The sequence below is a fragment of the Enterobacter sp. SENG-6 genome (assembly GCF_001605945.1).
In the GTDB taxonomy this organism is placed as follows: domain Bacteria; phylum Pseudomonadota; class Gammaproteobacteria; order Enterobacterales; family Enterobacteriaceae; genus Enterobacter; species Enterobacter cloacae.
The window spans coordinates 1-21584 of the sequence record NZ_LOMM01000030.1 but is presented as its reverse complement, the minus strand read 5'-3'; the positions used below and the strand labels follow the sequence as shown (position 1 = coordinate 21584).

The 21584-nt window shown below is 56.0% G+C and carries 18 protein-coding genes; 12 read left to right on the top strand and 6 right to left on the bottom strand.

Going from position 1 to position 21584, the window contains the following annotated elements; all coding sequences use genetic code 11:
* The first annotated feature begins 5 nt into the window (after positions 1–5).
* Positions 6–668: a fructose-6-phosphate aldolase gene (gene fsa, locus AX755_RS15220; protein WP_062857024.1), complete on the top strand. Its 663-nt coding sequence runs from the start codon at positions 6–8 to the stop codon at positions 666–668.
* A 12-nt stretch (positions 669–680) separates the two neighbouring features.
* Positions 681–1784, top strand: coding sequence for a bifunctional L-1,2-propanediol dehydrogenase/glycerol dehydrogenase (gldA, locus tag AX755_RS15215; protein WP_062857023.1), 1104 nt, complete (start codon positions 681–683; stop codon positions 1782–1784).
* Between the two features lie 39 nt (positions 1785–1823).
* On the opposite strand, the gene katG is transcribed toward gldA, so the two are convergent.
* From katG to metB, 4 genes are all read right to left on the bottom strand, one after another.
* A complete protein-coding gene (gene katG / locus AX755_RS15210) occupies positions 1824–4004 on the bottom strand; it encodes a catalase/peroxidase HPI (RefSeq protein ID WP_062857022.1) in 2181 nt (726 codons plus the stop codon).
* 147 nt (positions 4005–4151) lie between these two features.
* Positions 4152–5039, bottom strand: a complete 888-nt coding sequence (gene metF, locus AX755_RS15205) for a methylenetetrahydrofolate reductase (protein ID WP_013099307.1) — start codon at positions 5037–5039, stop codon at positions 4152–4154.
* Positions 5040–5264: 225 nt separating this feature from the next.
* Entirely contained in the window at positions 5265–7697 is a 2433-nt protein-coding gene (locus AX755_RS15200; RefSeq protein ID WP_048972178.1) for a bifunctional aspartate kinase/homoserine dehydrogenase II, read from the bottom strand.
* A gap of 2 nt (positions 7698–7699) precedes the next feature.
* Positions 7700–8860: a cystathionine gamma-synthase gene (metB, locus tag AX755_RS15195; RefSeq protein ID WP_013099309.1), complete on the bottom strand. Its 1161-nt coding sequence runs from the start codon at positions 8858–8860 to the stop codon at positions 7700–7702.
* Between the two features lie 276 nt (positions 8861–9136).
* Between metB and metJ the strand changes: the two genes are divergently transcribed.
* Positions 9137–9454, top strand: coding sequence for a met regulon transcriptional regulator MetJ (gene metJ / locus AX755_RS15190; protein ID WP_003862042.1), 318 nt, complete (start codon positions 9137–9139; stop codon positions 9452–9454).
* A gap of 48 nt (positions 9455–9502) precedes the next feature.
* On the opposite strand, the gene rpmE is transcribed toward metJ, so the two are convergent.
* Complete coding sequence (gene rpmE / locus AX755_RS15185) at positions 9503–9715, bottom strand: 50S ribosomal protein L31 (RefSeq protein WP_003862040.1); 213 nt, start codon at positions 9713–9715, stop codon at positions 9503–9505.
* Between the two features lie 200 nt (positions 9716–9915).
* Between rpmE and priA the strand changes: the two genes are divergently transcribed.
* From priA to rraA, 7 genes are all read left to right on the top strand, one after another.
* On the top strand, positions 9916–12111 hold the full coding sequence (gene priA / locus AX755_RS15180; RefSeq protein ID WP_062857021.1) for a primosomal protein N': 2196 nt from the start codon (positions 9916–9918) through the stop codon (positions 12109–12111).
* 119 nt (positions 12112–12230) lie between these two features.
* The gene (cytR, locus tag AX755_RS15175; protein ID WP_013099311.1) at positions 12231–13256 is read left to right on the top strand and encodes a DNA-binding transcriptional regulator CytR; all 1026 of its coding nucleotides are present in this window, start codon (positions 12231–12233) and stop codon (positions 13254–13256) included.
* A gap of 93 nt (positions 13257–13349) precedes the next feature.
* A complete protein-coding gene (ftsN, locus tag AX755_RS15170) occupies positions 13350–14351 on the top strand; it encodes a cell division protein FtsN (protein WP_062857020.1) in 1002 nt (333 codons plus the stop codon).
* A gap of 94 nt (positions 14352–14445) precedes the next feature.
* A complete protein-coding gene (hslV, locus tag AX755_RS15165) occupies positions 14446–14976 on the top strand; it encodes an ATP-dependent protease subunit HslV (RefSeq protein WP_008501802.1) in 531 nt (176 codons plus the stop codon).
* A 9-nt stretch (positions 14977–14985) separates the two neighbouring features.
* The gene (gene hslU, locus AX755_RS15160; RefSeq protein WP_013099313.1) at positions 14986–16317 is read left to right on the top strand and encodes an HslU--HslV peptidase ATPase subunit; all 1332 of its coding nucleotides are present in this window, start codon (positions 14986–14988) and stop codon (positions 16315–16317) included.
* A gap of 67 nt (positions 16318–16384) precedes the next feature.
* Complete coding sequence (gene menA / locus AX755_RS15155; RefSeq protein WP_045901632.1) at positions 16385–17305, top strand: 1,4-dihydroxy-2-naphthoate polyprenyltransferase; 921 nt, start codon at positions 16385–16387, stop codon at positions 17303–17305.
* A 92-nt stretch (positions 17306–17397) separates the two neighbouring features.
* Positions 17398–17883 carry a ribonuclease E activity regulator RraA gene (rraA, locus tag AX755_RS15150; RefSeq protein ID WP_013099315.1) on the top strand — a complete coding sequence of 162 codons (486 nt, stop codon included), beginning with the start codon at positions 17398–17400 and terminating at the stop codon, positions 17881–17883.
* A gap of 583 nt (positions 17884–18466) precedes the next feature.
* Here the strand turns inward: rraA and zapB are convergent.
* Complete coding sequence (gene zapB / locus AX755_RS15145; protein ID WP_013099316.1) at positions 18467–18706, bottom strand: septal ring assembly protein ZapB; 240 nt, start codon at positions 18704–18706, stop codon at positions 18467–18469.
* 398 nt (positions 18707–19104) lie between these two features.
* On the opposite strand from zapB, the gene AX755_RS15140 reads away from it, so the two are divergent.
* Both AX755_RS15140 and glpK read left to right on the top strand, forming a co-directional pair.
* Positions 19105–19950 carry an MIP/aquaporin family protein gene (locus AX755_RS15140; protein ID WP_013099317.1) on the top strand — a complete coding sequence of 282 codons (846 nt, stop codon included), beginning with the start codon at positions 19105–19107 and terminating at the stop codon, positions 19948–19950.
* A 21-nt stretch (positions 19951–19971) separates the two neighbouring features.
* The gene (glpK, locus tag AX755_RS15135; RefSeq protein ID WP_038420817.1) at positions 19972–21480 is read left to right on the top strand and encodes a glycerol kinase GlpK; all 1509 of its coding nucleotides are present in this window, start codon (positions 19972–19974) and stop codon (positions 21478–21480) included.
* Positions 21481–21584: the final 104 nt, after the last annotated feature.

Sequence of the window (21584 nt, the reverse complement as noted above, 5' to 3'; positions counted from 1 at the left end):
AAATAATGGAACTGTATCTGGATACCGCCAACGTGGCAGAAGTAGAACGCCTTGCGCGCGTTTTCCCCCTTGCAGGCGTCACCACCAATCCGAGCATCATTGCCGCCAGCCGTGAGTCAATCTGGGAGGTGCTGCCGCGCCTGCAAAACGCCATTGGACCGAAAGGCAGGCTATTCGCCCAGACAATGAGCCGCGACGCAGAAGGCATGGTGGCCGAAGCCAAACGCCTGAGCAATGCTATCCCGGATATCGTGGTGAAAATCCCGGTCACCACCCAGGGGCTTATCGCCATTAAGGCGCTAAAAACAGCGGGCATCACTACGCTGGGTACCGCCGTGTACAGCGCCGCGCAAGGCCTGCTGGCCGCGCTGGCCGGGGCAAAATATGTCGCGCCATACGTAAACCGCGTGGATGCCCAGGGCGGGGACGGCATTCGCATGGTTCAGGAGCTGCAATCCCTGCTGGAACAGCATGCACCGGAGAGCAAGGTGCTGGCAGCCAGCTTCAAAACCCCACGCCAGGCGCTGGACTGCCTGCTCGCCGGATGTGAAGCAATCACGCTTCCCTTAGATGTAGCGCAACAAATGCTCGGCACGCCAGCGGTAGAGTCAGCAATAGAGAAGTTCGAGCAGGACTGGAAAAACGCGTTTGGTAACCTCAACCTCTAAGGGAGATATGTTATGGACCGTATCATTCAATCGCCGGGAAAATATATCCAGGGCGCTGATGTTCTCACCCGTCTCGGCGACTATCTGAAACCTCTGGCTACACACTGGCTGGTTGTTGGCGATAAATTTGTGCTGGGTTTTGCCGAAGAGACCCTGCGCCAGAGTTTTAAAAATGCAGAGCTACATGCCGAAATCGCGCCGTTTGGCGGCGAATGTTCGCAGAATGAGATCGATCGTCTGAAAAAACTGGCCGACAGTGCCGACTGCATGGCGGTGCTGGGTATTGGCGGCGGTAAAACGCTGGATACCGCCAAAGCGCTGGCACATTTTATGGACGTGCCGGTCGCTATCGCCCCGACTATCGCCTCCACCGATGCCCCGTGCAGCGCCCTTTCTGTGATTTATACCGACAGCGGCGAATTCGAACGCTATCTGATGCTGCCGCATAACCCCAATATGGTGATTGTCGACACCAAAGTGGTGGCTGGTGCGCCGCCGCGTCTGCTGGCTGCCGGGATTGGTGATGCCCTTGCCACCTGGTTTGAAGCACGCGCCTGCTCGCGCAGCGGCGCCACGACCATGGCGGGCGGCAAGTGCACGCAGGCCGCGTTAGCGCTGGCCGAGCTGTGCTACAACACGCTGATTGAAGAGGGCGAGAAAGCGATGCTTGCGGCGGAGCAGCACGTCGTCACCCCCGCGCTGGAACGCATTATCGAAGCCAATACCTATCTGAGCGGCGTAGGGTTTGAAAGCGGCGGGCTGGCGGCAGCGCATGCCATTCACAACGGGATGACGGCAGTGCCGGATGCGCATCACTTCTACCACGGTGAAAAAGTGGCGTTTGGTACGCTGACGCAACTGGTGCTGGAAAACGCGCCGGTTGAGGAGATCGAAACCGTCGCGGCGCTTTGCCACAGCGTTGGATTGCCGATCACGCTGGCGCAGCTGAATATCAAAGAAGACATTCCGGCCAAAATGCGCCTGATTGCCGAAGCGTCTTGCGCTGAGGGAGAGACCATTCACAACATGCCGGGTGGCGTGTCGCCGGATCAGGTTTACGCGGCACTGCTGGTTGCCGACCAATATGGACAGCGTTTCCTGCAGGAGTGGGAGTAACAAAAAAGCCGGGTGCGCTACGCGTACCCGGCTCAATGTTTATTTCACGTCAAAACGGTCCAGATCCATCACCTTCGCCCACGCTGCAACGAAGTCGCGAACGAACTTCTCGTGAGCATCACTGCTGGCGTACACCTCTGCCAGCGCGCGAAGGACAGCGTTAGAGCCGAAGACCAGGTCAGCGCGAGTGGCGGTGTATTTCACTTCACCGCTGGTGCGATCGCTTCCGGCAAACAGCTCGTTCGATTCATCGGTCGCCTTCCACTGGGTGTTCATATCCAGCAGATTCACGAAGAAGTCATTGCTCAGCACGCCTTCGCGGTTGGTAAACACACCATTTTTACTGCCGTCAAAGTTTGCACCCAGTACGCGCAGGCCGCCGATCAGCACCGTCATTTCTGGTGCGGTTAACGTCAACTGCTGGGCTTTATCAATCAGCAGCGATTCGGTGGTGGAAACATCAACCTGCGCACGATAGTTACGGAAACCGTCAGCAATCGGTTCAAGCAGGTTAAACATATCGATATCCGTCTGATCCTGACGTGCATCCACACGGCCCGGCGTGAACGGTACGGTGACGTAAACGCCTGCCGCTTTCGCCGCCTGCTCAACGCCTACCACACCCGCGAGCACGATAATATCGGCCAGTGAGGCTTTATTGGTGGTGCGCTGAATAGCTTCCAGAGCAGGCAATGCACGTACGGCTGCGGCGTTAACATCCCAGTTGCGCTGAGGCGCAAGCGCCAGACGCGCACCGTTGGCACCGCCACGCTTATCGCCGCCGCGGAAGGTTGAGGCTGACGCCCATGCCACGGAAATCAGTTCGCTCACGGAGAGCCCGGATGCTGCAATTTCCGCCTTCAGGCTCTCAATGTCCTCTTTGGTCGGATTGAATACTGCCTCCGGCAGCGGATCCTGCCAGATCAGATCTTCTTTCGGCACTTCCGGGCCAAGATAACGCGATTTTGGCCCCATATCGCGGTGGGTCAGTTTGAACCACGCGCGGGCGAAGGCTTCGTTGAAAGCCTGCGGATCGTTCAGGAAGCGGCGGGAAATTTTTTCGAATTCCGGGTCAAAACGCAGCGTCAGGTCGGTAACCAGCATAGTCGGTTTGCGTTTTTTCGACGGGTCGAACGGGTCTGGCATGATCTCAGGCGCGTCCACAGCTTCAAACTGAATCGCACCGGCCGGGCTGCGGGTTTGTACCCATTCGTATTTGAACAGGTTCTCGAAGAAGTAGTTGCTCCACTGGGTCGGGGTTTGTGACCAGATGACTTCCAGACCGGAAGTAATGGCGTCAGCGCCAATACCGGTACCGTGCGTGCTGGCCCAGCCCAGGCCCTGCGCTTCAATCGGTGACGCTTCCGGGTCTGTGCCAACGTGCGTTGCTTCACCCGCACCGTGGGTTTTACCGAGCGTATGCCCCCCGGCAATCAGCGCCACGGTCTCTTCGTCGTTCATTCCCATGTTACCGAAGGTGGCGCGAATGGCTGCCGCCGCGGACAGCGGTTCACCGCTGGCGTTTGGTCCTTCCGGGTTAACGTAGATCAGCCCCATTTCAGTGGCCGCCAGCGGACGTTTCGCCAGCGCTTCCGGGTCACGATGGGTCAGCCAGGCTTTTTCATCCCCCCAGTTAACGTCGAGATCCGGTTCCCAGACATCTTCACGCCCGGCACCAAAACCAAAGGTACGGAAGCCGGAGTTTTCCAGCGCCACGTTACCCGCAAGAATAAACAGGTCAGCCCAGGAGATTTTTTGACCATATTTTTGCTTGATCGGCCACAGCAGACGGCGAGCTTTATCCAGACTGACGTTATCTGGCCAGGAGTTCAGCGGCGCAAAGCGCTGTTGACCGCGTCCGGCACCGCCGCGTCCGTCAACGGAGCGATAGGTTCCCGCACCGTGCCAGGCCATGCGAATAAACAGGCCCGCATAGCTGCCCCAGTCGGCAGGCCACCACGGTTGAGAGTCGGTTAAGAGTGCTTTGAGATCGCCCTTGAGGGCGGAGTAATCCAGCTTGCTAAATTCTTTGCGGTAGTCGAAGTCTTCACCCATAGGGTTCGAACGATTGGAATGTTGGTTAAGAAGATCGATGCGGAGTTGTTTTGGCCACCAGTCGCGGCTGCCTGTACCTGCCCCCGCGCTGTGATCGACGCCGCCCTGGTGGAACGGGCATTTGCCGACTGATGCCGCTTTATTGCTCTCGTCTGACGTGCTCATCGCTATGCTCCCTTTTACAGTGTTACCGTTACGATATACACCACTAGCAATAAGATATAGTTGAATTAATCCACAGATTCGATAGCTAATACCTTTTAACTTTTAGCCAGACTAAAAAGCCCTCCATTCAGGAGGGCTTGATGTTTATTACGCCGGGCGAACACCGAGCGTATGACAAATGGCGTAGCTCATTTCCGCGCGGTTCAGCGTGTAGAAGTGGAAATCTTTTACCCCTTCCCGACTTAAAATTTTCACCATGTCCATTGCGATATTGGCACCCACCAGCTTGCGCGTTTCCGGATCATCGTCCAGCCCTTCGTACATTTTGGACATCCACAGCGGAATGCGTACGTTGGTCATATCGGCAAATTTCTTCGCCTGTTTGAAGTTAGAGACCGGCAGAATACCCGGGATGATTTCCACGTCGATACCCGCAGAAACGCAGCGGTCACGGAAGCGCAGGTAGCTTTCCACATCAAAGAAGAACTGAGTAATGGCCCGGTTCGCACCGGCATCTACTTTACGCTTCAGGTTAAGGAGGTCGGCCTGAGCGCTTTTCGCTTCCGGATGCACTTCCGGGTACGCCGCCACGGAGATATCAAAATCGGCAACGTCTTTCAGCAGCGCGACCAGATCCGCCGCATACATTTCGGGCTTACCGCTACCCGGCGGCAGGTCGCCGCGCAGGGCGACGATATGACGAATCCCGTTATTCCAGTAATCCTGGGCGATAGCACGCAGCTCGTCACCGGTGGCGTCGATACAGGTCAGATGCGGCGCCGCTTCCAGACCGGTTCTGTCTTTAATGCCTTTAATAATGCTGTGCGTACGGTCACGCTCGCCGGAGTTCGCGCCGTAGGTCACGGAGACAAATTTCGGTTTCAGGCTGCTCAGGCGATCGATAGAGCTCCAGAGGGTTTGCTCCATTTCACTGGTGCGCGGCGGGAAAAATTCAAAAGAGACGTTAATCTGGCCGTTTACTTCGGCCAGGCTCTGATTCAGGGCTTCCCGCTGGTTGGCGTGAAAAAAGCTCATACCTTACCTCTATCTTTCGCGTGTCGTTGTTTGTTGTGTTGTGAACTTCTATACGTTTAGACGTCCAGATGTAAAAATGACGGAAAAGCGGAGTGACGTCAACAGAAATAATCAACAATAACGGTGAGGAATGCTCAGGGAAGATGAAGGAAATTCATGATGGGGTGAGTGCGGTTGCTTGCCCTCACCCTGGCCCTCTCCCACCGGGAGAGGGAACATGCGGGATTACAGCAACTTAGCGAGACGATTGATGTCCGACTGGATCGCCCCGGCGGTGACATCGCGCCCTGCACCCGGGCCACGGATCACCAGTGGGTTATCGCGGTACCAGCGGCTTTCGATTGCAAAGACGTTATCGCACGGCAGCAGCGCCGCCAGCGGATGTTCAGGACGCACCGCCTCAACACCCACACGCGCTTTACCGTTGGCCTCGAAACGCGCCACATAGCGCAGCACCAGCCCCATCTCGTTTGCGGCTTCCAGACGTTGCAGCATCTGCTCGTTCAGTTCATCACCGTTTTCAAAGAAGTGATCAATGGATCCTTCCTCGCAGCCTGCCGGCACCAGCGACTCGACGCGAACAGCGCCGGGTTCAATGTCATAACCGGCTTCACGCGCCAGGATCACCAGCTTACGCATCACGTCTTTACCGGAAAGATCGACGCGGGGATCGGGTTCGGTTAGCCCCTGCTGCCACGCCTGATCCACCAGGTCAGTGAACGGTACGGTGCCATCAAACTGCAGGAACAGCCAGGAGAGCGTACCGGAGAAAATACCGCTCAGCGCCAGAATGCTGTCGCCGCTTTCAATCAGATCGCGCACGGTATGGTTAACCGGCAGACCCGCGCCTACGGTGGCGTTGTAGAGCCAGTGACGACCGGTTTTTTCGAACGCGTCGTGGATCTGACGGTACTTATCGGTGCTGCTTGCCCCCGCCAGTTTGTTCGCACTGATGACGTGGAAACCGTGGCTGGCGAAATCAAGATACTGATCGGCAAGCTGTTCGCTGGCAGTAACGTCCAGCACCACCAGATCGTCATACGGGTGCGCGCGCATCCACAGGAACAGCGACTCTTCGTCCTGTTCAACCGCTTCATCATTAAAGAAGGCAAGTGCGCGGCTGGCATCCAGCCCCTCGTAGTTCAACAGACTGCGGCGGCTGTCCACCACTCCGGCGAGGATAAATTCAAAGCCGGTACGTGCTGAGAGCGTGACCTGCTCGCGCGCGAACAGCTCCAGCCAGCGAGAACCGATGTTGCCTTTACCGAACAACACCAGGCCGATGCGTTTTTCCGCACGGAACAGAGAGGTATGCAGACCCTGAATCAGGCTCTCAGTTGGCCCTTTACGCAGGACGGCAACGAGGCTGATGCCCTCTTCCGACTGCCAGGTAAATTCAACCGGTTGCCCTTTCAGCTGTTGCCAGAAGCGGTGGCAGTGCAGTGGGTTACGGGTGACGCCCGCGCCCACCATCGCCACCAGCGCCAGCCCCTGACGCAGACGAAGCTCGCCCGGCAGGCCCGCTTCATCCAAAATTTTTAGTGCGCTGTCTGCCACTTCGGCGGTGTAGCAGAACTGCAGCAGTTGACGGTCGTTATGTACGCCAACCGCCAGCGGACGCACCTGAGCACGTTTGAGGATCGTGTCGATATCTTTATGCGCCAGTTTGAAGTCCTGGCCCGCCGGGACCTGGAACTCAATCAGGCAGATGTCGTCGTGGCTGGTGACAATACGCGCCCCCGTACCGGATGCCAGCACGCGTTCGATGCGCGTGGAGCCCTGATCCGGGGTGTAACTGCAGCGCAACTGCAGATCGATATCGCTACCGGAAACCGGCTGCAGCGTACGCGCATGCAGAACCGGCGCGGCCAGACGTGCCAGCTCGCTGGCTTCATCCAGGCGCAGCAGCGGCAGCAGGCAGGCGTCTTTCACCTTACGTGGATCAGCACTGTAAACACCGGCGACGTCACTCCAGATGGTGACGCGGGACACACCCGCCAGGGCACCGATTTGCGTCGCCGAGTAGTCAGAGCCGTTACGCCCCAACAGCACGGTTTCCCCGGCATTGCTGCGGCTGATAAAGCCGGTCACCACAATGCGTTTACCCGGATGCTGTACCAGCAACTGTTGCAGCAGCGGGTAGGATAGACCTTCGTCCACCTGTGGCTGTGCGGCGCGTTCGGCACGCAGGAAATCACGCGCGTCGAGCCAGGCAGCCTCAACGCCCAGATGTTGCAGCACGGCGGCCATCAGGCGCGCAGACCACACTTCACCGTGACCCACCACCTCGGCGTACACCGCATCGTTAATACCGCTGTCCAGCAGGGCGGCCAGACGCTCAAGGTCATGCGTAAAAGCGCTAATCAGCCCATCCGCCACGTCTGCAGGCAGCAAACCGGCAATCAGCTCGCTCTGGTAACGGCGTAAGGACTGTTGCACCTGATGCGCAGAGAGGCGATCGGTCTGGCTCAATTTCAGCCAGCTAATCAGCTGGTTGGTGGTGCTGCCCGCCGCGGAGACAACCATCATGTCACCCGGCTGTGAATACTCTGTCATGATCCCTGCAACGCGCAGGTAACACTTCACATCAGCAAGACTACTACCACCAAACTTGTGCAGTTGACGACCCTTCGCCCCTGCCTGCGCTATCACACTCATGATTACCCCTTGGCTGCGACCCGGAAGCCATTTTCCAGATCGGCAATTAAATCTTCAGAATCTTCAATACCGGTTGAGATCCGCAGCAGCGTCTCAGAAATCCCGGCGGCGGCACGTGCCTCTGGTGCCATACCTGCGTGCGTCATGGTCGCAGCGTGGGAGATCAAACTTTCAACCCCACCTAACGATTCCGCCAGCGTAAACAATGACAGCCCGCTCAGGAAGCGACGCAGCGTTTGCTCGTCACCGTCCAGTTCAAAACTTAACATCGCGCCAAACCCTTTCTGCTGACGCGCGGCAATCTCGTGCCCCTGGTTTTCAGGCAGCGACGGGTGATAAAGCTTCTTCACCAGCGGCTGCGTTTTCAGGAAATCGACAATCGCCTGGGCATTGCGCTGTGCCACCTCCATACGCGGCGACAGCGTGCGAATCCCGCGTAACAGCAGATAGCTGTCGAAGGCCCCGGCGGTGACGCCAATGTTATTGGCCCACCATGCCAGTTCGGTGACAACGTCGGGATCTTTTGCAATCACCACGCCTGCGACGACATCAGAATGACCGTTCAGATATTTAGTGCATGAATGCAATACCAGATCTGCACCCAGCGCCAGTGGGTTCTGAAGGGCCGGACTGAGGAACGTATTATCCACTACACTTATCGCTCCCGCATCCCTTGTGAGCTGACAAATTTTCGCAATATCGACAACGCGCAACAATGGATTGCTTGGACTTTCCACCAGCACCAGCTTCGGCTTCTCTGCCAGCGCCTGTTTCAGCGCCTGTTCGTCATTTTGATCGACAAACAACACCCGGTAACAGCCGCGTTTTGCCAGGCTATCAAACAGACGATAGCTGCCGCCGTAACAGTCGTGCGGCGCAACCAGCAGATCGCCCGGCTTCAGGAACACGGTAGTCACCAGATGAATGGCAGACATGCCGGTATTGGTTAATACTGCCCCTGCGCCACCTTCCAGTTCCGCCAGCGCGCGCTGGGTAACATCACGCGTAGGGTTGCCACGACGCGAGTAGTCATGCGCACGGGGTTCATTAAATCCGGTGAAATTATAGGTACTGGAAAGATGAATCGGCGGGACAACACAGCCGTACTGCTCGTCATCATTCAATCCGCTACGCACTGCGATGGTGGCCTGTTTACGCGTCATGGTGAAGGCTTCCTGGCTAATTAGGTGAAAAGTCAGGCACCAGAGTAAACATTGAAAGTATGGACGTCAATACATCTGGACATCTAAACTTCTTTGCGTATAGATTGAGCAATGCGCAAATAGCCGTTAAAATTATATGCTTTAGTGCACGCTGCAGCGGCAATATCCGTGCCACGGTATCGTCTCTACGGTAAACTACGCAGGTTTACGGTTCAAAACCGACGGTTACAGGTTTTGCACCTTTAGATTAATGACTGAGAGGATTAAAGGTATCTCATGGCTGAATGGAGCGGCGAATATATCAGCCCATACGCTGAGCACGGTAAGAAGAGTGAGCAAGTAAAGAAAATTACGGTTTCCATTCCTCTGAAGGTGTTGAAGATCCTCACCGATGAACGTACGCGTCGTCAGGTGAACAACCTGCGCCACGCAACCAACAGCGAACTGCTGTGCGAAGCGTTTTTGCATGCGTTTACCGGCCAACCGTTGCCGAACGATGACGACCTGCGCAAAGAGCGTAGCGACGAAATCCCGGAAGAGGCGAAGGTGATCATGCGTGAACTGGGTATCGACCCGGAGACGTGGGAATACTGATAAGCGGATACAAAAAAGGCACCTTGCGGTGCCTTTTTTTCGGGAAACTTATTTAGCGCCCGGGATGCTGAAACGCTTGTTGAAGCGGTCAACACGGCCACCGGTTGCAACGTCACGCTGCTTACCAGTGTAGAACGGGTGGCATTTGCCGCACACGTCCAGGTTCAGATCGTGACCCACGGTAGAGCGGATCTGGATAGAGTTACCGCAAGAGCAGTTTGCAGTAATCATTTCGTATTTCGGGTGAATATCTTTTTTCATGGGAGAACCTCAGTTAAGGCCGCGTCGCTCTTCCAGCCCTAACGCCAGACACCACGCGATGTTGAATGTAAGTTCTTTGGCGTAAAGTACACCAAAGGCGGCGAATCATACAGAATTTGACCAACGTATGCAAACTGATCCGCACGCCGCTTTCACTAATGTGTATACTAACGCGCCACTTTTCAAGTCAGGAAGATTCGATGCCCGTCGCTCACGTTGCCCTGCCCGTTCCGCTTCCCCGCACGTTTGACTATCTGCTGCCCGACAGCATGAGCGTTAAAGCGGGCTGTCGCGTGACCGTGCCCTTTGGCAAACAGCAGCGCGTAGGGATCGTCGTCTCCGTCAGCGACAAGAGCGAATTGCCGCTTAACGAACTGAAATCGGTCGTTGAGGTGCTCGACAGCGAGCCCGTTTACTCCACCAGCACCTGGCGACTGCTACTATGGGCGGCGGATTATTATCATCATCCGATTGGCGATGTTCTGTTCCACGCTTTACCGATTATGCTGCGCCAGGGCAAAAGCGCCAGCCACGCGCCAATGTGGTACTGGTTTGCGACCGAACAGGGCCAGGCGGTGGACATTAACAGCCTGAAGCGCTCCCAGAAACAACAGCAGGCGCTGGCCGCCCTGCGTCAGGGGAAAATCTGGCGCCATCAGGTCGATGAGCTGGAAGTCAGCGAAACCGCGCTCCAGGCACTACGAAAAAAAGGGCTGAGCGAACTGGCAAGCGAGGCTCCGGCCCTGTATGACTGGCGGGAGCGATTTTCCGTCTCGGGCGATCGCCTGCGCCTGAACACCGAGCAGGCCACCGCCGTGGGGGCGATCCACAGTGCCTCCGGCCATTTCTCCGCCTGGCTACTGGCCGGGGTCACCGGTTCCGGCAAGACAGAAGTCTATCTCAGTGTGCTGGAAAACGTGCTCGCGCAGGGCAAACAGGCGCTGGTGATGGTGCCGGAAATTGGCCTGACGCCGCAAACCATCGCGCGCTTTCGCGAGCGGTTTAATGCGCCGGTTGAGGTGCTGCACTCTGGCCTGAATGACAGCGAACGCCTCAGCGCCTGGCTGAAAGCGAAAAACGGCGAAGCGGCGATCGTGATTGGCACCCGTTCATCACTGTTTACACCGTTCAAAAATCTTGGCGTCATCGTCATTGATGAAGAACACGACAGCTCTTATAAGCAGCAGGAAGGCTGGCGGTATCACGCCCGCGATCTGGCCGTCTATCGCGCGCACAGCGAGCAAATCCCCATTATTCTGGGCTCTGCTACCCCGGCGCTCGAAACGCTGCATAACGTTCGTCAGCGTAAATACCATATGCTGCGCCTGACGCGTCGCGCGGGGAATGCGCGTCCGGCCATTCAACACGTGTTGGATCTGAAAGGTCAGCAGGTGCAGGCGGGGTTAGCACCTGCCCTTATCACCCGGATGCGTCAGCATTTGCAGGCGGGCAATCAGGTTATTTTGTTCCTCAACAGACGCGGCTTTGCCCCGGCACTGCTGTGTCACGACTGCGGCTGGATCGCAGAATGCCCGCGCTGCGACCACTACTACACCTTCCATCAGGCCCAGCGCCATTTGCGCTGCCACCACTGCGACAGCCAGCGCCCGGTGCCGCGTCAGTGCCCGTCGTGCGGGTCAACGCACATCGTGCCGGTCGGTCTGGGCACTGAACAGCTGGAACAGGCCCTGGAGCCGTTCTTCCCGGATGTGCCCATTTCCCGAATCGACAGGGACACCACCAGCCGTAAAGGGGCGCTGGAGCAGCAGCTGGCGGAAGTGCATCGCGGTGGCGCGCGCATCCTGATTGGCACCCAGATGCTGGCCAAAGGTCACCACTTCCCGGACGTAACGCTGGTTGCCCTGCTAGATGTCGATGGCGCACTGTTCTCTGCCGATTTCCGCTCAGCCGAGCGTTTTGCCCAGCTTTATACCCAGGTGGCCGGACGCGCGGGACGCGCCGGGAAACAGGGCGAAGTGGTACTGCAAACGCACCATCCTGAGCATCCGTTGCTGCAAACCCTGCTGCACAAAGGCTATGACGCGTTTGCCGAGCAGGCGCTGGCTGAACGCCAGACCATGCAGCTTCCCCCGTGGACCAGCCACGTGATCATCCGCGCGGAAGATCATAACAACCAGCAGGCGCCGCTTTTCCTGCAGCAGTTGAGAAACCTTCTGCAGGCCAGCCCGCTGGTCGATAATCAATTGTGGATTTTAGGGCCGGTTCCGGCGCTGTCCCCCAAGCGCGGCGGACGTTTTCGCTGGCAGATTTTGCTCCAGCACCCTTCGCGCATCCGTTTACAGCACATCGTCAGCGGCACGCTGGCCTTGATCAACACCCTGCCAGAAGCGCGCAAAGTGAAGTGGGTGCTTGACGTTGATCCCATCGAAGGCTGAAGCCGGATCGAAAAATTTAACGTCCCTCACACTTTTTATGAAAATTCTGTAACCGATTCCATTAACTATCTGTAAAAATGGTGGCGTCAGAAGTTCGGTGTTCAGGCGAGGAGAAGACGTTGAAGTCCAGGAAAGAGGTTGCCACGGCGACCATGAAAGACGTTGCCCAGAAAGCACAAGTCTCTACGGCAACCGTGTCCCGCGCATTAATGAACCCGGATAAAGTCTCTCAGGCGACCCGCAACCGGGTAGAACAGGCCGCGCTGGAAGTGGGGTATTTCCCACAGGCGATGGGGCGTAACGTTAAACGTAATGAGTCGCGGACCATCCTGGTGATTGTACCGGACATCTGCGATCCCTTCTTCAGCGAAATTATTCGCGGCATCGAAGTGACCGCTGCGGAGCAAGGGTATCTGGTGCTCATTGGCGACTGCGCGCACCAGAATCAGCAGGAAAAAACCTTTATCGACCTCATTATCACCAAGCAGATCGACGGCATGCTGCTGCTTGGTTCGCGCCTGCCGTTTGATGCCAGCATTGAAGAGCAGCGCAATTTACCGCCGATGGTGATGGCCAACGAGTTTGCGCCGGAGCTGGAACTGCCAACGGTGCATATTGATAACCTGACCGCCGCGTTCAACGCCGTTAACTACCTGCAGGAGCTGGGGCATAAACGGATTGGCTGCATTGCCGGCCCGGAAGAGATGCCGCTGTGTCACTATCGCCTGCAGGGCTATGTTCAGGCGCTTCGCCGAACCGGCGTGACGGTTGATCCGCACTACATTGCGCGCGGTAATTTTTCCTTCGAAGCCGGTGGTCAGGCGCTGGAAAAACTACTGGCGTTGCCTGAGCCGCCTACCGCAGTGTTCTGCCACAGCGACGTGATGGCGCTTGGGGCATTATCGTATGCGAAACGCCGCGGCCTGCGCATACCGAAAGATTTGTCGATTATCGGTTTCGATAATATTTCGCTTTCAGAATTTTGCGATCCCCCGCTCTCAACCGTTTCGCAGCCACGCTACGACATTGGCCGTGAAGCGATGCTTCTTTTGCTCGATCAGTTGCAGGGTCAAACAGTTAGCAGCGGATCGAGGTTGCTGGACTGCGAACTGATTATTCGCGGTTCTACCCAGGCATTGACTTAAAGTAAATGTCTTTAGGACACCCTTATCTGGTCAAAGCCCCGCCGCTTAAGTAACATGGCGGACTGACGAACGAATAAATACAGCGAAACGATAGTGGCACAACGAGATTATGTACGTCGCGGCCAGCCGGCACCTTCGCGACGCAAAAAGAGTAGCGCAAAGAAAAAGCAACGTAACCTGCCTGCTGTCTCGCCAGCAATGGTCGCTATTGCTGCGGCGGTACTGGTGGCCTTCATCGGCGGCCTGTACTTTATCACGCACCATAAAAAAGAAGAGGCTGAGGCCCTTCAGGGCAACAAAGTGGTTGGAAATGGTCTGCCACCGAAGCCTGAAGAGCGCTGGCGCTATATTAAAGAGCTGGAAAGCCGTCAGCCTGGCGTGCGTGCGCCGACCGAGCCATCCGCCGGTGGCGAGGTGAAAAATGCCGATCAGCTAACGGACGAACAGCGTCAGTTGCTGGCACAGATGCAGGCCGATATGCGCCAGCAGCCTACGCAGCTGAATGAAGTGCCGTGGAATGAACAAACGCCGGCGCAGCGTCAGCAAACACTGCAACTGCAGCGCCAGCGTCAGGCACAGATTCAGCAGCAACAACAACAGCAGCAGTGGACGCAAAACCAGCCGGTACAGCAGCCTAAAGCGCAGCCGCGCGTGACGGAACAGCCGTACCAGCAGCCGCAAACGCGAACGGCGCAGTCTCAGCCTGCTCAGCAGCCGAAGACCCAGACGCAGAAGCAAACGGCTCAACCGTATCAGGATCTGCTGCAGACGCCTGCGCATACCACCGCGCAGCAGCCGAAAACACAGCAGGCCGCACCGGTCACCAAAGAGACCGAGGCACCGAAGCAGACGGCTGAGAAGAAAGACGAACGCCGCTGGATGGTACAGTGCGGTTCGTTCAAAGGCGCCGAGCAGGCCGAAACGGTCCGCGCTCAGCTGGCATTTGAAGGATTTGACTCGCGCATTACCACCAATAACGGCTGGAATCGCGTGGTGATTGGCCCGGTCAAAGGCAAAGAAAATGCCGATGGCACCATTTCTCGTTTGAAAGTCGCCGGTCACACAAACTGCATCCGACTTGCTTCCGGGGGTTGAAACCCCCAAATTCCCCCCCATCTATCTTTCTATTCAGCCCTGAGCACAGGCTCAGGGCTTCTGTTTCCCGATTCTGTAACCAGGGGGTCTGCTCGTGACAACAATAGTAAGTGTACGCCGTAACGGCCACGTGGTAATCGCCGGTGATGGCCAGGCCACGCTGGGTAATACCGTAATGAAAGGCAACGTGAAAAAAGTCCGTCGTTTATACAACGACAAAGTGATCGCCGGTTTTGCAGGCGGCACGGCTGATGCTTTCACGCTGTTTGAACTGTTTGAACGTAAACTGGAAATGCACCAGGGTCATCTGGTGAAAGCCGCCGTTGAGCTGGCGAAAGACTGGCGAACCGACCGCATGCTGCGCAAACTCGAAGCGCTGCTGGCCGTGGCCGATGAAACCGCATCGCTGATCATCACCGGTAACGGTGACGTCATTCAGCCAGAAAACGACCTGATTGCCATCGGCTCTGGCGGCCCTTATGCCCAGGCTGCGGCTCGCGCACTGTTGGAGAATACCGACATGAATGCGCGTGATATCGCTGTGAAGGCGTTGGATATTGCGGGTGATATCTGCATCTATACCAACCACAACCACACCATCGAAGAATTGACCTCTAAAGCGTAAGGATCTCCCATGTCTGAAATGACCCCACGCGAAATTGTCAGCGAACTGGACAAACATATTATCGGCCAGGATAACGCCAAGCGTTCCGTGGCTATTGCTCTGCGTAACCGCTGGCGCCGCATGCAGCTCGACGAAGAGCTGCGCCATGAAGTGACGCCAAAAAACATTCTGATGATCGGCCCAACCGGTGTCGGTAAAACCGAAATCGCGCGCCGTCTGGCTAAACTGGCTAACGCGCCGTTCATCAAAGTTGAAGCCACTAAGTTCACCGAAGTGGGCTATGTAGGTAAAGAAGTTGACTCTATCATCCGCGATCTGACCGACTCGGCAATCAAGATGGTTCGCGTTCAGGCGATCGAGAAAAACCGCTATCGCGCGGAAGAGATGGCTGAAGAGCGTATTCTTGACGTGCTGATCCCGCCGGCGAAAAACAACTGGGGCCAGGCTGAACAGCAGGCTGAACCGTCTGCGGCACGTCAGGCATTCCGCAAAAAGCTGCGCGAAGGCCAGCTGGATGACAAAGAGATTGAGATCGATCTCGCCGCCGCGCCAATGGGTGTGGAAATCATGGCACCTCCTGGCATGGAGGAGATGACCAGCCAGCTGCAGTCCATGTTCCAGAACCTGGGCGGTCAGAAACAGAAAGCGCGTAAGCTGAAAATCAAAGATGCGATGAAGCTGCTGATTGAAGAAGAAGCAGCAAAGCTGGTGAACCCGGAAGAGCTGAAGCAGGATGCGATCGACGCGGTTGAGCAGCACGGTATCGTGTTTATCGACGAAATCGATAAGATCTGTAAGCGCGGTAACGCGTCCGGCCCGGACGTCTCCCGTGAAGGCGTGCAGCGCGACCTGCTGCCGCTGGTTGAAGGCTGCACCGTCTCCACCAAGCACGGGATGGTCAAAACGGACCACATCCTGTTTATCGCCTCCGGTGCGTTCCAGATTGCCAGCCCGTCTGACCTGATCCCGGAACTGCAGGGCCGTCTGCCTATCCGCGTTGAGCTGCAGGCGCTGACCACTGAAGATTTCGAACGTATCCTGACCGAGCCAAACGCGTCTGTGACCGTACAGTACAAAGCGCTGATGGCGACCGAAGGCGTGAACATTGAGTTCACCGAAGACGGTATCAAACGCATCGCCCAGGCGGCCTGGCAGGTCAACGAAACCACCGAGAACATCGGTGCGCGTCGTCTGCACACAGTGCTGGAACGCCTGATGGAAGATATCTCTTATGATGCGAGCGACCTGAACGGTCAAACCATTACCATTGACGCAGAATATGTGGGTAAACACCTGGATGCGTTAGTGGCAGATGAAGATCTGAGCCGTTTTATCCTATAATCGCGGTTACTGCATTCTCATCACATTTAATGGGGGCTAATGCCCCCATTTTTTTGGCTTAATAACTATGACTGATATCAGCCGTACTCAGGCGTGGCTCGAAAGTCTGCGCCCTAAAACCCTTCCTCTGGCCTTTGCCGCGATTATCGTCGGTACCGTCCTTGCCTGGTGGCAGGGGTATTTCAATCCGCTGGTTGCCGTGCTGGCGCTGGTCACCGCCGGTTTGTTGCAGATCCTCTCTAATCTCGCCAACGACTACGGCGATGCGGTTAAGGGTAGCGATAAGCCTGACCGTATCGGCCCTCTGCGCGGGATGCAGAAAGGGGTGATTACGCAGGCACAGATGAAGCGCGCGTTGATTATCACCGTGGTACTGATTTGTTTATCCGGCCTGGCGCTGGTGACGGTCGCCTCGAAAACCACCAGTGATTTCATTGGTTTTCTGGTGCTGGGCCTGCTCGCTATTATCGCCGCCATTACCTATACCGTCGGCACGCGCCCTTACGGTTATATCGGCCTGGGTGATATTTCCGTGCTGGTATTTTTTGGCTGGCTGAGCGTGATGGGCAGCTGGTACTTACAGGCGCATACGCTTATCCCTGCCCTGTTCCTGCCCGCCACCGCCTGCGGTCTGCTGGCAACGGCGGTACTTAATATCAACAACCTGCGCGATATCGACAGCGACCGTGAGAACGGCAAAAACACGCTGGCCGTGCGTCTGGGGCCGGTTAACGCGCGTCGCTATCATGCCTGCCTGCTGATGGGCGCCCTGCTCTGCTTCGCACTGTTCAACCTGATCTCGCTGCATAGCCTCTGGGGCTGGCTGTTTGTGCTCGCCGCGCCGCTGCTGATTAAGCAGGCCCGCTTTGTGATGCGTGAGCTCAGCCCGGCAGCCATGCCACCGATGCTTGAGCGCACGGTAAAAGGCGCATTGCTCACTAACCTGTTGTTCGTGATAGGGATTGTCCTGAGCCAGACGCTGAGTTAACTGACAAATATCAATTAACAATTGATGATTTTGCCAACAACGCATTTCGCACGATATACTGAACACATTCGCAGCAACAGAGCGTTAAACCTATGAAATACGATACCTCCGAGCTTTGTGACATCTACCAGGAAGATGTCAACGTCGTTGAACCGCTGTTCTCCAACTTTGGTGGACGGTCTTCGTTTGGCGGACAAATCATCACGGTGAAATGTTTCGAGGATAACGGGTTGCTGTACGATCTGCTCGAACAGAACGGTCGTGGTCGCGTGCTGCTGGTTGATGGCGGCGGCTCCGTACGTCGTGCATTGATTGACGCAGAACTGGCCGGAATTGCCGTGCAAAATGAATGGGAAGGCATTGTGGTCTACGGTTCAGTCCGCCAGGTGGACGATCTCGAAGACCTCGATATCGGCATTCAGGCGATTGCCGCCATTCCGGTAGGCGCCGCAGGTGAAGGCATTGGCGAAAGCGATATCCGCGTCAATTTCGGCGGCGTGACCTTCTTCTCCGGCGACCATCTCTATGCCGATAACACCGGCATTATCCTCTCCGAAGATCCGCTGGATATTGAGTAGTAAACAGTAAGCGAGCGCCATAAAAAAACCGCCAACAGCAATGTGGCGGTTTTTTTGTCCCTCGGGATTCGCGGTCCGTTGGGAAGGCTTGCAGGCTAATACCAAGGATCTTCATCATACTCTCGTCCAAACCTTGGGCAACCCCTCAGAAGCTTTATAAAATCCTAATTCTTTATGAATACCTTAACACCACGGTTGCTGCTTATTATGATGCAGCGTCCCTTTCCGCCATCTCGCAAATGGGCATCGGTCCAGGGAAAGGTGTATTCACAACCGTAAAACAGGCTAATACCAGGGCTTGTGTCCACCGACTTATCACCGGTGGTGAACGGTGGAGCGGTTAGCTGCAGGGACCGCATAATGAAACGCTATTTATGTATCGCGTTCATTGTCGCCAGCGTACTCGTTGTGAAGAGTGATGAACCCAATGTGTTCTTTGCTTTTGCTACGACAGCGCAGGACAAGTAGCGTTAAGGCCGCCTTGGGCGGCCTTTTTTATGGTTATTACCCATTCGCGATAACCATAAAAAAGCCGGGTGGCGGCTTCGCCTTACCCGGCCTACTCAGTTCAATCCCAGGGGAATTAAACCTCTTCCATACGTCCCAGCAGTGCCTGCAGACGTTCCTGCCAGCCGTTCTGCTGTTCACGCAACTGGTTGTTTTCGCGCTCCAGTTCTTCACGGCCGTGCTGAGCTGTCTGCACTTCTTGCGCCAGGCTGTTGTTCTTTTCTTTCAGCTCTTCAATTTCCATCTGCAGCAGCGTGATGGTGTCAATCGCCTGCTGTACTTTCGATTCCAGTTTCTCAAACACTTCTAAAGACATGATCCTACCTCTCCTGAATTGCAAGGCGACGCTTTAACGTAAACGCGCACAACATCTATGCCGATTGTATGAAGCCCCGTCGCCCCTGTCCAGCGACACACCGCGCAGATCGCGGTTTGCAACACTTTTCGGCCTCGTCCTGGTGCGTTCGCGGCAATTACCCCTAAGTTGTTAACTCATTAGTTAATGAAATGATTCAGCTCACACTCTCGCGCTGATGCAAAAATGCGCTTTATGGCGCGTAAACGCTCATTTTATTGACGCAGACCACACATTTTAATTTCGATATTTCTCGTTTTTGCTCGTTAACGATAAATTAACACTATGTCTACAGGACATCATGGCTGTCACGGGCGGCCATGCTAACAATAAACATCAATCTCTTCAGGATTCCGATTATGAGTCAGACATCAACCTTAAAAGGCCAGTGCATTGCCGAGTTCCTTGGTACCGGGTTGTTGATATTCTTCGGAGTGGGCTGTGTTGCTGCACTGAAAGTGGCAGGTGCCAGTTTTGGTCAGTGGGAAATCAGTATTATCTGGGGTCTGGGTGTGGCGATGGCCATCTACCTGACTGCAGGGGTTTCTGGCGCACATCTTAACCCGGCGGTGACCATCGCACTGTGGCTGTTCGCGTGCTTCGACGGACGCAAAGTTGTTCCTTTCATTATTTCTCAATTTGCCGGCGCGTTTTGCGCAGCGGCGTTAGTTTACGGGCTTTATTACAATCTTTTCATCGACTTCGAACAGACGCATCATATGGTGCGCGGCAGCGTCGAAAGTCTGGATCTGGCAGGTATCTTCTCAACGTATCCAAACCCGCATATCAATTTTGTGCAGGCGTTCGCAGTTGAAATGGTGATTACCGCTATTCTGATGGGCGTTATCCTGGCGCTGACCGACGACGGAAACGGCATTCCGCGCGGCCCGCTGGCACCTCTGCTGATTGGCCTGCTGATTGCGGTGATCGGCGCATCCATGGGCCCGCTGACCGGCTTTGCGATGAACCCGGCGCGTGATATCGGACCAAAAGCGTTCGCCTTTATCGCAGGCTGGGGCGACGTGGCCTTCACCGGTGGCAAAGACATTCCTTACTTCCTGGTTCCGCTGTTTGCGCCGGTTGTCGGGGCTGCGCTGGGTGCGTTTAGCTATCGCAAATTAATTGGTCGCCACTTACCGTGCGACACCTGTGTGGACGAGGAGAAAGAGACGACTTCTACCGCACAACAAAAAGCTTCGCTGTAATCTGACTACGGGACTTACACCATGACCGAAAAAAAATATATCGTTGCGCTCGACCAGGGCACCACCAGCTCCCGCGCTGTCGTAATGGATCATGACGCGAACATTGTCAGCGTGTCACAGCGTGAATTTGAGCAAATATATCCTCGTCCAGGCTGGGTAGAGCACGACCCGATGGAGATCTGGGCATCGCAAAGCTCCACGCTGGTCGAAGTGCTGGCGAAAGCCGATATCAGTTCTGACGAAATAGCCGCGATTGGTATTACCAACCAGCGTGAAACGACAATCGTCTGGGAACGTGAAACCGGCAAGCCAATTTATAACGCCATCGTCTGGCAGTGTCGTCGTACGTCAGAGATTTGCGAACAGCTGAAGCGCGACGGTATGGAAGAGTACGTCCGCAGCGCCACGGGCCTGGTAGTCGACCCGTATTTCTCGGGTACCAAAGTGAAGTGGATCCTTGACCACGTGGAAGGTTCACGTGAGCGTGCAAAACGCGGCGAACTGCTGTTCGGTACCGTCGATACCTGGCTTATCTGGAAGATGACCCAGGGTCGCGTCCACGTCACGGACTACACCAACGCCTCGCGCACCATGCTGTTCAACATCAACACGCTGGAGTGGGATGACAAGATGCTGGACGCGCTGGATATTCCACGCGCTATGCTGCCAGAAGTACGTAAATCTTCTGAAGTGTACGGTCAGACCAACATCGGTGGTAAAGGCGGCACGCGTATTCCTATCGCCGGTATCGCCGGTGACCAGCAGGCGGCGCTGTTCGGCCAACTGTGCGTTAAAGAAGGGATGGCGAAAAACACCTACGGTACCGGCTGCTTTATGCTGATGAATACCGGCGAGAAAGCGGTGAAATCAGAAAACGGTCTGCTGACCACCATCGCCTGCGGCCCACGCGGTGAAGTGAACTATGCGCTGGAAGGTGCGGTGTTCATGGCGGGTGCATCCATCCAGTGGTTGCGCGACGAAATGAAGCTTATCAGTGATGCGTTCGACTCCGAGTACTTCGCCACCAAAGTGAAGGATACCAACGGCGTGTACGTGGTACCTGCGTTTACCGGTCTGGGCGCACCGTACTGGGATCCGTATGCACGCGGCGCGATTTTCGGCCTGACGCGTGGTGTGAATGCTAACCACATTATTCGCGCCACCCTGGAATCTATCGCTTACCAGACGCGCGACGTACTGGAAGCGATGCAGGCTGACTCCGGCATCCGTCTGCACGCTCTGCGCGTGGACGGCGGTGCGGTCGCGAACAACTTCCTGATGCAGTTCCAGTCCGACATTCTGGGCACCCGCGTGGAACGCCCGGAAGTGCGCGAAGTGACCGCGCTGGGTGCGGCGTACCTTGCGGGTCTGGCGGTCGGCTTCTGGCAGAATCTGGACGAGCTGCAGGAAAAAGCGGTTATCGAACGTGAATTCCGCCCTGGCATCGAAACCACCGAGCGTAACTACCGCTACAGCGGCTGGAAGAAAGCGGTGAAACGCGCCCTGGCGTGGGAAGAGCACGAAGAGTAATCATACATTCCCTCTCCCCCGGGGCTGAGGGTTCCCCAGAAAAATGAAAAGCACGATGAAGTGTGATCTACTGGTTGCGCTAACAAATCAGAAGAGACCTCATC